Origin of the sequence: Rahnella sp. R3(2024) (genome assembly GCF_042920125.1) — a bacterium.
GTDB classification, from domain to species: Bacteria; Pseudomonadota; Gammaproteobacteria; order Enterobacterales; family Enterobacteriaceae; genus Rahnella; species Rahnella rivi.
Map to the genome: position 1 here is coordinate 3419573 of NZ_JBHGBU010000001.1, position 14227 is coordinate 3433799.

15 protein-coding genes are annotated in these 14227 nt (G+C 52.7%); 4 read left to right on the forward strand and 11 right to left on the reverse strand.

Translation table 11 applies throughout. The features are described 5' to 3' along the window. Positions 1-137 precede the first annotated feature (137 nt). The 4 genes from ABSH60_RS15365 to tatA all read left to right on the forward strand — a co-directional run bounded on the left by ABSH60_RS15365 (position 138) and on the right by tatA (position 3267). Positions 138-1046, forward strand: coding sequence for an ABC transporter substrate-binding protein (locus ABSH60_RS15365; protein WP_122095887.1), 909 nt, complete (start codon positions 138-140; stop codon positions 1044-1046). Further along, positions 1043-2026, forward strand: a complete 984-nt coding sequence (locus tag ABSH60_RS15370; protein WP_122095886.1) for an amino acid ABC transporter permease — start codon at positions 1043-1045, stop codon at positions 2024-2026. The genes ABSH60_RS15365 and ABSH60_RS15370 overlap by 4 nt, the downstream gene beginning before the upstream one ends. Then, entirely contained in the window at positions 2023-2820 is a 798-nt protein-coding gene (locus ABSH60_RS15375; protein WP_238485285.1) for an amino acid ABC transporter ATP-binding protein, read from the forward strand. The genes ABSH60_RS15370 and ABSH60_RS15375 overlap by 4 nt, the downstream gene beginning before the upstream one ends. A gap of 240 nt (positions 2821-3060) precedes the next feature. Continuing rightward, positions 3061-3267: a Sec-independent protein translocase subunit TatA gene (gene tatA, locus ABSH60_RS15380; protein WP_056771468.1), complete on the forward strand. Its 207-nt coding sequence runs from the start codon at positions 3061-3063 to the stop codon at positions 3265-3267. A 131-nt stretch (positions 3268-3398) separates the two neighbouring features. Here tatA and lipA read toward each other — a convergent pair whose 3' ends face one another. The 11 genes from lipA to nadD form a co-directional block, all read right to left on the reverse strand. Continuing rightward, positions 3399-4364, reverse strand: a complete 966-nt coding sequence (lipA, locus tag ABSH60_RS15385) for a lipoyl synthase (RefSeq protein ID WP_056771471.1) — start codon at positions 4362-4364, stop codon at positions 3399-3401. A gap of 360 nt (positions 4365-4724) precedes the next feature. After that, a complete protein-coding gene (locus ABSH60_RS15390; RefSeq protein ID WP_056771474.1) occupies positions 4725-5663 on the reverse strand; it encodes a YbeF family transcriptional regulator in 939 nt (312 codons plus the stop codon). Positions 5664-5831: 168 nt separating this feature from the next. Further along, a complete protein-coding gene (lipB, locus tag ABSH60_RS15395; protein WP_390974664.1) occupies positions 5832-6530 on the reverse strand; it encodes a lipoyl(octanoyl) transferase LipB in 699 nt (232 codons plus the stop codon). A 57-nt stretch (positions 6531-6587) separates the two neighbouring features. After that, a complete protein-coding gene (ybeD, locus tag ABSH60_RS15400; RefSeq protein ID WP_056771481.1) occupies positions 6588-6851 on the reverse strand; it encodes a DUF493 family protein YbeD in 264 nt (87 codons plus the stop codon). 125 nt (positions 6852-6976) lie between these two features. After that, positions 6977-8185, reverse strand: a complete 1209-nt coding sequence (dacA, locus tag ABSH60_RS15405) for a D-alanyl-D-alanine carboxypeptidase DacA (RefSeq protein ID WP_056771485.1) — start codon at positions 8183-8185, stop codon at positions 6977-6979. Between the two features lie 139 nt (positions 8186-8324). Next, positions 8325-9461 carry an endolytic peptidoglycan transglycosylase RlpA gene (gene rlpA, locus ABSH60_RS15410; RefSeq protein ID WP_390974667.1) on the reverse strand — a complete coding sequence of 379 codons (1137 nt, stop codon included), beginning with the start codon at positions 9459-9461 and terminating at the stop codon, positions 8325-8327. Positions 9462-9470: 9 nt separating this feature from the next. Continuing rightward, the gene (gene mrdB, locus ABSH60_RS15415) at positions 9471-10583 is read right to left on the reverse strand and encodes a peptidoglycan glycosyltransferase MrdB (protein ID WP_056771490.1); all 1113 of its coding nucleotides are present in this window, start codon (positions 10581-10583) and stop codon (positions 9471-9473) included. 6 nt (positions 10584-10589) lie between these two features. Then, complete coding sequence (mrdA, locus tag ABSH60_RS15420; protein WP_136376400.1) at positions 10590-12494, reverse strand: peptidoglycan DD-transpeptidase MrdA; 1905 nt, start codon at positions 12492-12494, stop codon at positions 10590-10592. A 43-nt stretch (positions 12495-12537) separates the two neighbouring features. Beyond that, complete coding sequence (gene rlmH, locus ABSH60_RS15425; RefSeq protein WP_056771495.1) at positions 12538-13008, reverse strand: 23S rRNA (pseudouridine(1915)-N(3))-methyltransferase RlmH; 471 nt, start codon at positions 13006-13008, stop codon at positions 12538-12540. Positions 13009-13011: 3 nt separating this feature from the next. Continuing rightward, the gene (gene rsfS / locus ABSH60_RS15430; RefSeq protein WP_056771497.1) at positions 13012-13329 is read right to left on the reverse strand and encodes a ribosome silencing factor; all 318 of its coding nucleotides are present in this window, start codon (positions 13327-13329) and stop codon (positions 13012-13014) included. A 208-nt stretch (positions 13330-13537) separates the two neighbouring features. Further along, complete coding sequence (gene nadD / locus ABSH60_RS15435; RefSeq protein WP_390974670.1) at positions 13538-14215, reverse strand: nicotinate-nucleotide adenylyltransferase; 678 nt, start codon at positions 14213-14215, stop codon at positions 13538-13540. Between the last annotated feature and the right edge of the window lie 12 nt (positions 14216-14227).

A 14227-nucleotide genomic window follows, 5' to 3' on the forward strand; every position in this document is an offset into this window, starting at 1 on the left:
GCGCCTCACCAGGGAACTCGTTGTAAAGAAAGACCCCAAAAATATCACTCAAAAGAAGTTCGCCACGGAAGGCTCCAATTATAAATACACAACATTCATAAACTCACAGACTGATTTTTTACACAGAGGAATAAGAGATGATGGCAAAACAATTACGTCAGGCCGCGGTGCTGACTGCTGCTTTACTTTCCGTGTCTTCCTTAAATGCTTTTGCTGCTGAAAGTGTTGCGATCCCGACTCAGACGATGGACCCGGCGATCCACGCCAAATTACCTGCGGACATTCAGAAGTCGGGTGTGATGACCTCTGTGAATAATGGCTCTTTCCCTCCTTATGAAATCGTGACCGGCAGCAACGGCCTCGACGGCGCGAGTGCCGATTTGTCCCATGCGCTGGGAGAAGTGCTGGGTGTAAAAATTGAACATGCCTCGGTGACCGGTTTGTCCGGGATCCTCAGCGGTATGGCCGCTGGCCGCTACCAGATGGGCATCGGCCCGATTGGCGATTATCCTGATCGTCAGGCTAAGAATGATTTCGTCGATTTCGTCAAAGAGTTCGTTGTGTTTGGTGTGCGTAAAGGCAACCCGGAAAAGATCAATGCTCTCGGCGATACCTGCGGCAAACGCATTGCCGTGATGGCGGGAGGTTCAGCGGAACAGGTTATCCGCAAGCAGTCTGAGGTGTGCGTGAAAGACGGCAAACCTGCCGTGACCGTGCAATCTTTCAGCGATCAGCCAACGTCCATTCTGGCGGTGCGTTCCAACCGCTCTGACGCATTTTTCTCTTCTCAGGCGCCGCTGACCTATTTTGTTGAGAAAGCCAATGGCCAGCTGGAACTGACCGGTACCGGCCAGCCGAATGGTTTCGGTGATATTTTCCAGGGCACGGTGGTGCCGAAAGACTCAGCGGTGCGGGATGCGATTCTCGCCGGTTATCAGAAGCTGTTTGATAACGGTACCTATGCCATCATCATGAAAAAATGGGGTCTGGAAGGCAACATGATCCAGGCACCGGGCATCAATCTGGCAAAGGCACAACCTAAATGACCGATAAAACGTATAGTTTAAAGCCGGCAGTCAAGGACGACTATACGCAGGATCCACGTCGTAACGTTGAGTTCTCCCATGCGCCACGCAGCGTTGGCCGCTGGGTGGCATGGATTGTGGTGCTGCTGATCGCCGCGGATGTTCTCTGGGGCATCTCGCAGAATAAAAACTTTGAATGGCACGTTGTTGCCCAATGGTTCACGGAAGGTACGGTGATTAAAGGTCTGGGCGTCACGCTCGGCCTGACCGTTGTTTCAATGGTGCTCGGTGTGTTCATTGGTCTGATGCTGGCGATAGCGCGTTTGTCGAACAGCTTATTGCTGCGGCAGCTGGCGGGGCTTTATATCTGGTTCTTCCGGGGTACGCCGCTGCTGGTTCAGCTGTTGTTCTGGTACAACATGTCGACGTTGTTCCCGCGCGTGGTGTTGGGCATTCCGTTTGGCCCTGAATACATGAGCTGGAATACCAACGATTTGATCACACCGCTGACGGCCGCCATTGCGGGGCTGGCGCTGAATGAGGCTGCGTACATGGCAGAAATCATTCGCGCTGGTTTGCTGTCAGTCGATAACGGTCAGGCTGAAACGGCCCAGGCATTTGGCATGAGCCGTGGCCGTGCGCTGCGCCGGATCATTATTCCTCAGGCCATGCGCTCGATCATTCCGCCTACCGGTAACCAGCTGATCAGTATGATCAAAGCGACGTCGCTGGTCAGCGTCATTGCCATGGGTGACCTGTTATATTCGGTGCAAACCGTTTACAACCGGACCTTTGAAGTGGTGCCGATGCTGATGGTTGCGGTGATCTGGTATCTGTTTATTACGTCGTTGCTTAATCTCGGACAGTCCGCCATCGAGCGTTACTACTCCCGTGGCACGCGCCGCACGTTGCCCAGCGTGAAGCGCCGTCAACATGCTGCGGAAGAAAAGGCCGCGCCGATCATGAATTCACCGGGCATGGCCCGCAAGGAGGACTTATGAGTCATTTACCCTCCGACATCGGGTCATCCGAACCGGCGTCACTGGTGGTTGCCCGTAACGTGCATAAAAGTTACGGCGACAATGAAGTGCTGAAAGGCATAGATCTGGATGTGAAACCCAGCGAAGTCGTGGTCATCCTCGGTCCTTCGGGCTCGGGTAAATCCACATTTTTGCGCTGTATCAATCATCTGGAAGATATCGATCGCGGTTCAATCATGGTGGGCGGCGAGCAGATCGGGTATGAGCTGCGTGGCGAGCGGCTGCATAAATTGTCTGAACGGGCGATTGCACGCCAGCGCCGGGATATCGGTATGGTGTTCCAGCAATTCAATCTTTATCCGCACATGACCGTGCTGCAAAATATTATCGAAGCCCCGGTTGGCGTGCATAAAGAGTCGCGGCAGGAGGCGGAAAAATATGCCCGCGAGCTGCTGGAAAAGGTCGGTCTGAGCGATAAAGCCGATGCTTATCCGCGCCATCTCTCTGGCGGACAGCAACAGCGTGTGGCGATTGCCCGAGCGCTGGCGGTGAAACCTAAACTGATGCTGTTCGATGAGCCGACCTCGGCGCTCGACCCGGAACTGGTGGGCGAAGTGCTGTCGACCATGCGGGATCTGGCGAAGCAGGGCTTGACGATGATTGTTGTGACGCATGAAATTGGTTTTGCGAAAGAGGCGGCAGACCGCGTGGTGTTTATGGATCGCGGTGTTGTGGTCGAACAGGGAACGGCGGGCGAGGTGCTGGTTAATCCACAGCATCCACGCACGCAGGCCTTCTTAAGCCGCTTTATCTGACGGGCAGCGCTGCAACAAAATCCGGGTCAACATCAAGTTTGCAGCGTATTTCCTCCGCCCGATGGCAGAAGTGCTTTATGAGCAGGCAGTTCTCACTCATAATCGCCGTCGCTGGTCATAATGCGCACAATACTGGATCCGTTCTGTTACATTTTCGGTTTGTATTAGCGTCGTGAATGGCCGTTAATAATGACAGGTTGTTACCGCTGTTTTCTGGCACTCAGTGTAAAGAAGGTATGTATGGAAGGTCTAAGTATTACTAAATTGTTAGTGGTCGGCGTGCTGATCGTTCTGTTGTTCGGTACCAGCAAGTTGCGCTCTCTGGGCGGTGACCTGGGTGCTGCACTGCGTGGCTTTAAGAAAGCGATGAATGATGATGCTACCCCGGCACCTGCGACAGCTGAAAAAACGGCTGAAGAAGAAAAGCGCGTAGAGCATAAAGACTGAGTATTCCGTACTGAAGTCTCTGGCGTGGCGGCCAAAATAAAAAAGGTTGTTCTCGCGAACAACCTTTTTTGTATTCAGGTATAAAGAAGTAACAAAATATTAAGCGCTGAAGGTGACTTCAGCGCCTCAGATTATTTAACTTCCATCCCTTTCGCTTGCAGATCGGCGTGATAAGACGAACGCACGAACGGACCGCAGGCCGCGTGAGTGAAGCCCATTTCCATCGCGGCTTCTTTCATCTGATCGAACTCTTCCGGGCTCACGTAACGTTGCACTGGCAGGTGGTGACGGCTTGGCTGAAGGTACTGGCCGAGCGTCAGCATGGTCACCCCGTGACGGCGCAAATCGCGCATCACTTCGATAATTTCTTCGTTAGTTTCACCCAGACCCACCATCAGGCCTGACTTGGTAGGCACTTCCGGATGCGCTTCTTTGAAACGTTGCAGCAGGGTCAGCGACCATTCGTAGTTTGCCCCCGGACGCACCTGGCGGTAAACGCGCGGAACGTTTTCCAGGTTGTGGTTGAAGACGTCTGGTGGTGTCTCATTGAGAATGTCCAGCGCGCGATCCATACGGCCACGGAAATCAGGCACCAGCGTTTCGATTTTAATCGTCGGGTTTTTGAGACGAATGGCGGCAATACAATCGGCAAAGTGCTGAGCACCGCCGTCGCGCAGATCGTCACGGTCAACCGAGGTGATCACCACATAACGCAGGCCCATATCCGCAATGGTCTGTGCCAGTTTTTCAGGCTCGTTAGTGTCTGGCGCGGTTGGGCGTCCATGGGCTACGTCGCAGAACGGGCAGCGGCGCGTACAAATGGCGCCGAGGATCATAAAGGTCGCGGTACCGTGGTTAAAGCATTCTGACAGATTCGGGCAGGCCGCTTCCTCACAAACGGAGTGCAGGCCGTTCTTGCGCAGTGCCGCTTTGATGCCCTGAATTTTGGATGAGTCGGCAGGCAATTTGATTTTCATCCATGCCGGCTTACGTAACATTTCCTGCCGGTCGCTGACCACGGTTTTCACCGGGATTAACGCCATCTTATCTGCATCGCGGTATTTAACGCCGCGTTCCATCTGAATCGGTTTACTCATAGTCTTGCAGCTTCCAGGTTTGTCTCTCGTAACTCGAGATTTTTCAGGACATTCAATGAACTGGCTGATTCATCAAAAAAAGTAGAAATAATGCGGAAATTATATCATTGAAGCATCACTTCGTTCAGCCCTTCGTCATGACATGAAGTGCTAAATGCTGCAAATATTTAACCTGAGTCACACCCTGAAGAGATAATCGCGGGTTATGCATTATCATAATCAATTGAAAATAAAAGGTATTAGCCGGGTGTGGCGGGCGAGAAAGATGGGTGTTAATGGTGTGTAAATTTTTAACTGCCCGTGGAAATTTACAACAGGAAAACCGGTATTTCCCCGGGCGTCGGGTTTATCTTTCAGACGTTACGAACGAGAACGCTTTTCCTGCCCGGCGAACGCAACATCAATAGCATCGATAATCATGCTCAAGGTTTTGTCGCTCTTGGCGGTTTTGTTGTAATACATGATCACGCTGTATGACAGTGTGGGAATTTCGCAGCTCAGTTTTTGCACTTTGAACGTGGGGGCGAACATATCCACCATCTTTTCCGGCAAAATGCCCAGCAGATCAGTATTGGCAACCATTGAGAGAATATTGATCGCGTTATAGCTGGTGAACACAATCGGGCGATCGGGCAAGGATTCACTGAGCTCAAACTGCATTCTTCTCAGGTCGCTGGCATTGGTCATGATCGTCGTTTGCGGCATGGTCAGCGCCTGTTCAGTCGTCAGCGTTTTGCTCACGGTCGGATGGTTCTCGCGGCACACAAATACGGTGTGATCCGACATCAGCGTGCAGCCCCTGAGCGATTTGTTGAACAACGGGCTGGTGTCGATCACTAAATCGGCACGATGCTGGATCAGGGTATCTTCAGGATCACTGAGCGGAAGGTGCTTCAGGGTGTAATTACAGTTTATTTTCTCAAGTTCTTTGAGGATCAGCGGGAAAGTAATCAGCGCAATGTAGGGGAAACAACTCACTGTCAGTACGCGAGATTTATCATTATCGTGCGTGAAGTCCAGCCCGGTGAGAATGGCGCTGAGTCCCTGACTGATGTGTTTATGCAAGTTAGTGGCATAGGCTGTCGGGCTGATGCCCTGGCCGTTGCGAATAAACAAAGGATCAGGGAAGGTATTGCGTAGCTTTTGAATAGACTGGCTGACCGACGACGGAGTCAGGTTCAGCGCTTTTGCTGCATGAACAATGCCTTTGTGCAGATACACCGCTTCAAAAACTGTCAGCAGGTTGAGATCCAAATTGCGGAGCTTATTCAGGCTGGCACTAATATCTTTATCATCCATAAAACATTCCTGACAGTGTTGAAGACTGTCCCGGCGTGCGGGTGGCCGGGGGTGCGCTTATCCGTAAGCGATCAGATGCTTTGCGATACTTAACCCGGTGATACTAAACCAAATCTCGCCGTAAAACTCGTTATTAGTCGTTTTGACTGCCTGATACACAATCTGGCATCACAGGGTGGGGGAGGAATATGCCTCCGGCCGCCATGGAAGATCATCGACCTGCAGATAATTAAGTTGATGATTAAAGGATTTTACCAGTACAGGCATGACGTCATCAACCGTCAGCCCCGGCTTCTCAAGACTGGCCTGCGTCATTTCCAGCCCGGCGTAACCGCAAGGGTTGATACGATGGAAAGGTTCCAGATCCATATCAATGTTCAGCGCCAGACCATGCAGCGAGCATCCTTTGCGAATGCGTAGCCCGAGAGAGCAGATTTTTTTGCCATCCACATACACACCCGGCGCATCGGCACGCGGATAGGCATCAATGGAAAAATGCGCCAGCGTATCGACAACGGTCTGTTCGATGGTGGTAACTAGCTGGCGTACGCCGAGCTTTTTCCGCTTCAAATCTACCATCACGTACATCACCTGCTGGCCGGGGCCGTGGTAGGTCACCTGGCCGCCGCGATCGCTCTGAACAACAGGAATATCACCCGGCATCAGCACGTGTTCTGCTTTGCCCGCCTGACCCTGAGTAAAGACGCGGTGATGCTGAACCAGCCAGATCTCATCAAAAGAGTCGGCTGTACGGTGTTCAGTGAAATGATGCATAGCCAGTGAAACCGGTTCATAAGGCTGCAGGCCAAGCTGGCGCAGTACGATACGTTCTTGCGGATTTTGTGATTGCACGGCGGTTATCGTCATCAGAAGGGAGAAAACCGCGCGAGAGAATAGCTCAGGCGCGGATTATTCAGAAAGGGCTTACAGCACCATGCGGACAATTTCGATATTACCCAGCTCATCGTACAGGGTTTCGACCTGATCGATGTGTGTGGCAGTGATCGTAATAGAAACGGAGTGGAAATTCCCTTTGCTGCTCGGTTTTACCTGAGGATTGTAATCGCCAGGCGCATGGCGTTGCACGACTTCCACAACCTGGTCCACCAGCTCGGGTTGTGCCAGGCCCATTACTTTGTAGGTAAAGGTGCAAGGGAATTCGAGCAGTTCGTTCAGTTTGGTTTTCATGTGCACTCCAGCGTGTTGTACCGCGTATTAAGTATTGTCTCTGAAAGTATAACTCCCGCCGGAGCGGGAGCTAATATCTATACCCACTATATGGGTACTGTTGCAAACTATTTCAAGCAGGCAAATTAACCAAACCAGTGATGGAACATCAGTTTGATGTAATCCACGATACGCCCGAAGAAACCGCCTTCTTTCACTTCGTTCATGACAACCAGAGGGCGCTCATCAATGGTTTTGCCATCAAGCTGGAAGTTGATCGAGCCGACCACCTGATTTTTCTGCAATGGTGCGTGCAGTTCTGGCGTATTGATGACGTAACTGGCTTTCAAATCTTTCATACGACCGCGAGGGATGGTCAGGTAAGCATCTTTTTCCACGCCCAGCGCCACACGATCGGTATCACCAAACCAGACGGGTTCAGATGCGAACTCTTTGCCTGCTTTGAGCGGAGAAACGGTTTCGAAGAAGCGGAAGCCCCAGGTCAGCAGCTTTTTGCTTTCAACCTCACGCCCTTTGTAGGTGTGACCACCCATCACCGCTGAGATCAGACGCATCTGGCCTTCAGTCGCTGAAGCCACCAGGTTATAACCTGCAGATTCGGTATGACCGGTTTTGATGCCATCCACGTTCAGGCTGTTATCCCACAGTAAACCGTTACGGTTCATCTGGCGGATATTGTTGAAGGTGAATTCTTTCTCTTTGTAGGTGGCGTACTCTTCCGGCACATCGCGGATCAGTGCCTGGCCGATTAACGCCATATCACGCGCCGAGCTGTACTGGCCTTCCGCATCCAGACCATGAACTGTACCGAAGTGGGTATTTTTCAGGCCGAGCGCGTTGACGTAGTTATTCATCATGGCAACAAAGGCGTCCTGACTGCCGGCGACATGGTCAGCCATCGCCACGCAGGCATCATTACCTGATTGTAAAATAATGCCACGGTTCAGTTCAGAAACCGGCACGCGATCGCCCGGTTTGAGGAACATCAGGGAAGAGCCTTTAAAGACCGGGTTGCCGGTTGCCCAGGCATCCTGGCCGACGGTGACGATATCGGTCGGGCTGATTTTACCTGCTTTGATGGACTGACCGATCACGTAGCTGGTCATCATTTTAGTCAGGCTGGCCGGGTCACGACGGGCATCGGCATTCATTTCTGCCAACACTTTGCCGGAGTTGTAGTCGATCAGGACATAGGCTTCTGCATCAATTTGCGGAACGCCAGGGATCATTGTTTTTAAATTAACATCGTCGGCATAAGCGGACGCTGCACTGAAGGAGATGACGGTGCCAAATGCGAGGCTTTTGACGAGACGTGAAGTGTTTACAAGTTTCATGATCGGGACAACAACATCCGTAGGAGTAGGTGATAAACGTGCGTCACTATAGCAGAAGAGTCAGACGTCAGACATCTGCGATTACCGGCGCTTACTGATTTTTACTTATGAAACAGGGCTTACGCCCTGTTCAAATCGGTTACATACCGGCTGTGACGAAGGATTGCTGCTGTGCTTCGCTGGCCAGTCGTTGTTTCAACTGTTCGGCCTGCTGGCGGGTGCTGAACGGGCCGAGCTGCACGCGATAGGTGCTGCCATTGGCCTGAACTTTTCCTGGCACCGAGAAACGCTGGCTGAGGCTTTTCTGCCAAAGCTGTGCATTTTGCGGATTACTCAGCGCGCCAACCTGAACCATGTAGCCTGAGGTCGGGATGGCAGACGTGTGCGCAGGCGCGGCCACGGCAGCCGTCGCGGCGACAGGTGCTGCACTGGCCATTACCGGTGCGGCGACAGGTTCACTGCTTTCAAGAACGCCATTACGCAGCGGCGTCGGTGCGCTGAGGAAACCTCCACTGCCGCTGTTACCGGATTGCGTCGCGGCCGTGACGCTGGCATTTCCACTCTCATCATTTGTGAGCGGGGCAGCGCCTTGATTGCTCAGCGTACTGTTGCTGATCGGACGGACATCCGCAGCATTTACCGGTTCAGCAGACAGCGTTGGCGTGCCCATTTCACTGGCCCCTAAACTCGGGCGGGCGGGCAGTGCGTAAGACTGTTTGGCGACGGTCGTGCCGATGGTGCCCGGCCCTGTCATCGTGCCGTCCTGCGCCACATTAATGAAATCGATACGTACTTTCGTGCTGTTGGTCAGATTCAGGCGATCGGCGGCGGCTTGTGACAGGTCGATAATTTTACCCGGCACATAAGGACCACGGTCATTGACACGCACGACCAGCATGCGGCCGGTTGCCATGTTCGTCACGCGCACATAGCTTGGGATCGGCAGTGTAGGGTGGGCGGCGGTCATGGCGGTCGGATCAAATTCTTCGCCAATCGCGGTCGTGTTCCCACCGTTTTCTTGCCCGTACCAGGCTGCCTGACCTACCTGCGAGAAGTTGGACGGATCTTTGACGATTTTATAGGTTTTACCGTTAACGGTATAATCCTGCATCGTGCCCTGGTTATAAGGTTCGTAACGCGGATCAGCCCCGCCGATTTCTACCACAGGGCCATTGTAGGCTTGCTGCGGTGCCGGTTGTTGTTGCTGTGTCTCTTCAGTGGCACAACCACTTAACAGCAAACCGATAATGACAGCTCCAAGCCACTCCTTACGCATTGCTCACCTCTATAAATTTTTTGACATCATTTTTCGATGAGTATGTATCGACATGACGATACCAAACCCTGCCATTAGCACGATGAGTGCTGACCCGCCATAGCTGACCAGAGGCAAAGGTACCCCAACCACCGGGACAATACCACTGACCATGCCGATGTTAACAAACACATAGACAAACAGTATAAGCATCAGGCCGCCGGACATCACCCGCCCAAAGGTTGTCTGGGCATGGGCGGCGATCATCAGTCCGCGCATAATCAGGCATAAGTACAGGCCGAGTAACACCAGAACGCCAATCAGCCCCAGTTCCTCGGCAAGCACGGCAAAGATAAAGTCGGTATGACGTTCCGGCAGGAATTCCAGCTGGGACTGAGTGCCGTGCAGCCAGCCTTTACCGGAGAAACCACCTGAGCCGATGGCAATTTTCGACTGAATAATGTGATAGCCCGCCCCGAGCGGATCGCTTTCCGGATCCAGCAACATCATCACGCGGTCGCGCTGATAATCGTGCATCAGGAAGAACCACAGAATCGGGATAAAGGCCGCGACCAGAATGGCGGCGACGGCAATCAGTTTCCAGCTCATGCCTGACAGGAAGAGCACAAACAAGCCGGAAGCGGCGATCAGAATCGAGGTGCCGAGGTCGGGCTGTGCTGCCACCAGCAGGGTAGGGATGAAAATCAGCGCCAGCGCAATGGCGGTATTTTTCAGCGAAGGCGGGCAGACGTCGCGGTTGATAAAACGCGCCACCATCAGCGGTACGGCGATTTTTGCCAGTTCTGACGGCTGGAATTTGATGATGCCCAGATCCAGCCAGCGCTGTGCGCCTTTACTGATACTGCCGAACGCATCCACCAGCACCAGCAGGAATACGCAGAAAATATAGAGATACGGCGCCCAGCTTTCATAGACGCGTGGCGGGATTTGCGCCATGACCAGCATGATCACCAGACCCATCAGGATCTGGCCGACTTTACGTTCCATCATGCCCATATCCTGACCGCTGGCGCTCCACATCACGAACGCACTGTAGGTCAGTAGCGCAAGAATGATCAGCAGCATCGTCAGGTCGATATGCATTTTCGACCACAATGATCTTTTTTGTTGGTTCTCAGTCATTGCCGGTTAATCACCTTCGGTTCCGGGTGCCACGGGGGCCTCAGCCGGTAATTGTGTCTTGTTGTCGCCCAATAAAATATGGTCGAGGATCTGTCGGGAAATTGTCCCCACCGCCGGACCCGCACCGCCGTTCTCCAGCACCACGGCAACAGCCACGGTTGGCTTGTCGTACGGGGCAAAAGAGGTCATCAGTTTGTGGTCACGCAGATGCTCGGCAATCTTATGCGCATTATAGATTTCATTGGCTTTCAAACCGTAAACTTGTGCTGTACCGGATTTCGCTGCGGCTTTGTAAGGCGCATCAGCAAAATATTTCCTTGCGGTACCGTTCGGCCTGTTGGCTACGCCGTACATGCCGTCTTTGGCAATTTCCCAGTAGCCGGAATGGATATCACCAATTTGCGTGGTTTCTTCCTGGCGATAAGGCACCTGTTTGCCGTCATTTGTGGTACTCAGCAACAGATGCGGTGTCTTGACATCCCCATCATTGATCAACGTCGTCATCGCCTTCATGATCTGTATCGGCGTGGCGGTCCAGTAGCCTTGCCCGATGCCGACCGGAATGGTGTCACCCTGATACCAGGGTTTCTTAAAGCGTTTAAACTTCCAGTCACGGTTTGGCATATTCCCGCTGCGCTCTTCCGATAAATCGATCCCGGTATAATGCCCGTAACCAAATTTACCCATCCATTCTGAAAGCCGGTCGATACCCATATCGTACGCAACCTGGTAGAAGAAAGTATCGGCGGATTCCTCAAGCGCTTTGGTGACGTTCAGACGCCCGTGCCCCCAGTGTTTCCAGTCGCGATAACGCTTATCCGAGCCTGGTAACTGCCACCAGCCCGGATCAAATAATGAGGTGTTTTTGGTGATCACGCCGGAGGTCAGCGCAGACACAGAAATGTAAGGTTTTACCGTTGAGGCCGGTGGATACACGCCCTGCGTGGTGCGGTTGATCAGCGGTTTATCGGCATCATTTAGCAGCCGGCTGTAATCTTTGCTGGAGATCCCCTCGACGAACAGATTCGGATCGTAGCTTGGGTTGGAAACCAGCGCGCGTATCGCACCATCACGCGGATCGCTCACCACTACCGCCGCGCGGCTGGTGGTCAGAAGTTCTTCGATATACTGCTGCAAAGGCAGATCGATGGTCAGATAAATGTCTTTACCTGCCTGCGGCGGTTCTTCATGCAACTGGCGGATCACCCGTCCACGGTTATTAACTTCGACTTCTTCGTAACCGGTTTTGCCGTGCAGGGTGTCTTCGTAATAGCGTTCGATGCCGAGTTTGCCGATATCATGCGTGGCTGCGTAGTTCGCCAGAATCCCGTCTTTATCCAGACGTTCCACATCACGATCGTTAATTTTCGACACATAGCCAATGACGTGCGTCAGCGCAGATCCGTAAGGATAGTAGCGGCGCTGATAGCCTTTTACTTCCACGCCGGGGAAGTGAAACTGGTTTACAGAAAAACGGGCGACCTGAACTTCTGTCAATGCGGTTTTGACCGCAATGGACGTGAAGCGGCGGGAACGCTGGCGTTCTTTCTTAAAATTATCGATATCGTCAGAGGTTAAATCGACGATAGGCTTGAGGGCTTCCAGCGTGGCCTGTAAATCATCCACCTTTTCCGGTACCAGTTCGAGCTGGTAAATGGTGCGGTTCAGCGCCAGGGGGGTGCCGTTGCGGTCATAGATAATCCCGCGGCTGGGCGCAATGGGCACCAGCTTAATCCGGTTATCATTGGAACGGGTCTGGTAGTCCTGAAAACGAACAATTTGCAGGTTATACAGATTGAAGGCCAGGACACCGCTAAGTAGCAGAATGCCGATAAACGCCACCAGTGCACGGCGCACGAAGAGGGCTGATTCAGCCGTATAGTCGCGAAAAGGGTTACGATCTATTTTCATCCCACTACTTAATTCATGTTGCTGACATTCAATTCACCACCCGTTATTCGCGGTGGTATGGATGATTGGTGGTGATACTCCAGGCGCGGTAAAGGCTTTCCGCGACCAGAACCCGAACCAGCGGGTGCGGAAGCGTCAACGGAGAGAGCGACCAGCTCTGTTCCGCCGCGGCCTTACAGGCCGGTGCCAGCCCTTCCGGACCGCCTATCAACAGGCTGACGTTGCGCCCGTCCTGTTTCCAGCGTTCCAGTTGTTGCGCCAGTTGCGGGGTTTCCCACGGTGTCCCTGGAATATCCAGCGTGACAATGCGGTTTCCCTTTCCGACTGCAGCCAGCATCTGTTCGCCTTCTTTTTCAAGAATGCGTTTGATGTCTGCATTTTTCCCACGTTTCCCGGCCGGAACTTCAGTCAGTTCAAACGGCATATCTTTGGGAAAACGGTGCAGATAATCGGTAAAACCGGTTTGTACCCAGTCTGGCATTTTGGTGCCGACGGCGACAAGTTGCAGTTTCACGTATCAGCCCCAGAGTTTCTCGAGCTCGTAAAGCTGACGGCTTTCTTCCTGCATGACGTGAACAATCACTTCACCCAGATCGACAACAACCCAGTCGGCTTCGTTAATGCCTTTTACACCCATTGCATCAATGCCCACGGCTTTGACTTCTTCCACCAGGTGACCGGCGATAGAGACAACGTGACGGCTGGATGTACCGGTACAGATAATCATGCAATCAGTAATACTGGATTTACCTACAACATCAATGGCAATGATGTCTTGTGCTTTCAGGTCATCGACTTTATCGATAACAAAATCTTGGAGCGCTTTACCTTGCAAAGGTTCCCCCTGGGGATGTTTTGAAACACGTTGACTCCATAAGACGTCCGCCGGTGAAGCACCTGAGCGATGATCGTTCTCATGAAGGAGTGGCATAGCGGCAATCTGTAAAACGTCTTAAAGCGTTTAATAATCAATAAATTAAATTGATGAAAGACGCGACGTTATCGGGAGCCGAAATTTAGCGGCGCAGTATACCACGCGATGGCTACGCGCGGTACAAGCCCTGTGATTCTATATAGCGCTCAACGGCGAAAGGCAGCAGATCTGAACAATCAAGACCGGCCTGGCGGCGCTCGCGAATTTGTGTCGCTGAAATATTCAGCAAAGGTGTATGCGCCTGATAAATGAAACCGGCAGGGTGTTGTTTGAGTTTTTGAGGCTCAGTCACCCGGTGGGCATCATACCAGTGCTGGAGCGCCGGTGTATCGAGTTGTTCCTGATAACCCGGTCGTGCCATGACAATCAGGTGGCAAAAATCCAGCAAAGACTCCCAGCGATGCCATTTATGTAACGTCAACAGCGAGTCCTGGCCAATGATAAACGCCAGAGGACAGCTCTCGCCATGTTCTTTACGTAACGTTGCAAGTGTCTCAATGGTGTACGACGGGGTAGCGACGGACAGCTCACGGGGGTCCACTGAAAATAACGGATTCCCCTCCACGGCCAGTTCTGCCATGCGAAAACGCTGTTGCGGGCTGGCACCAGGTTGCGGGCGATGCGGGGGGACATTGTTAGGAAGTAACGTTACACGTTCCAGACCGATGTCCTGCGCCAGACGCGTGACTGGTTTGAGATGGCCGAAATGAACAGGATCGAAAGTCCCGCCAAAAAAAGCCTGTAACGGCGCAGCATCTTCAGAGGAGAGCGTAGGGATAACCGGCATGGAAATGTCCAA

What these genes read in the sequence shown, in the direction of transcription:
- mrdA (WP_136376400.1), bottom strand. Translation starts at nt 12,494, where the DNA reads ATGAAAATAGATCGTAACCCTTTTCGCGACTATACGGCTGAATCAGCC.
- ABSH60_RS15375 (WP_238485285.1), top strand. Translation starts at nt 2,023, where the DNA reads ATGAGTCATTTACCCTCCGACATCGGGTCATCCGAACCGGCGTCACTG.
- ABSH60_RS15365 (WP_122095887.1), top strand. Translation starts at nt 138, where the DNA reads ATGATGGCAAAACAATTACGTCAGGCCGCGGTGCTGACTGCTGCTTTA.
- mrdB (WP_056771490.1), bottom strand. Translation starts at nt 10,583, where the DNA reads ATGACTGAGAACCAACAAAAAAGATCATTGTGGTCGAAAATGCATATC.
- tatA (WP_056771468.1), top strand. Translation starts at nt 3,061, where the DNA reads ATGGAAGGTCTAAGTATTACTAAATTGTTAGTGGTCGGCGTGCTGATC.
- ABSH60_RS15390 (WP_056771474.1), bottom strand. Translation starts at nt 5,663, where the DNA reads ATGGATGATAAAGATATTAGTGCCAGCCTGAATAAGCTCCGCAATTTG.
- ABSH60_RS15370 (WP_122095886.1), top strand. Translation starts at nt 1,043, where the DNA reads ATGACCGATAAAACGTATAGTTTAAAGCCGGCAGTCAAGGACGACTAT.
- lipA (WP_056771471.1), bottom strand. Translation starts at nt 4,364, where the DNA reads ATGAGTAAACCGATTCAGATGGAACGCGGCGTTAAATACCGCGATGCA.
- lipB (WP_390974664.1), bottom strand. Translation starts at nt 6,530, where the DNA reads ATGACGATAACCGCCGTGCAATCACAAAATCCGCAAGAACGTATCGTA.
- dacA (WP_056771485.1), bottom strand. Translation starts at nt 8,185, where the DNA reads ATGAAACTTGTAAACACTTCACGTCTCGTCAAAAGCCTCGCATTTGGC.
- rlpA (WP_390974667.1), bottom strand. Translation starts at nt 9,461, where the DNA reads ATGCGTAAGGAGTGGCTTGGAGCTGTCATTATCGGTTTGCTGTTAAGT.
- nadD (WP_390974670.1), bottom strand. Translation starts at nt 14,215, where the DNA reads ATGCCGGTTATCCCTACGCTCTCCTCTGAAGATGCTGCGCCGTTACAG.
- ybeD (WP_056771481.1), bottom strand. Translation starts at nt 6,851, where the DNA reads ATGAAAACCAAACTGAACGAACTGCTCGAATTCCCTTGCACCTTTACC.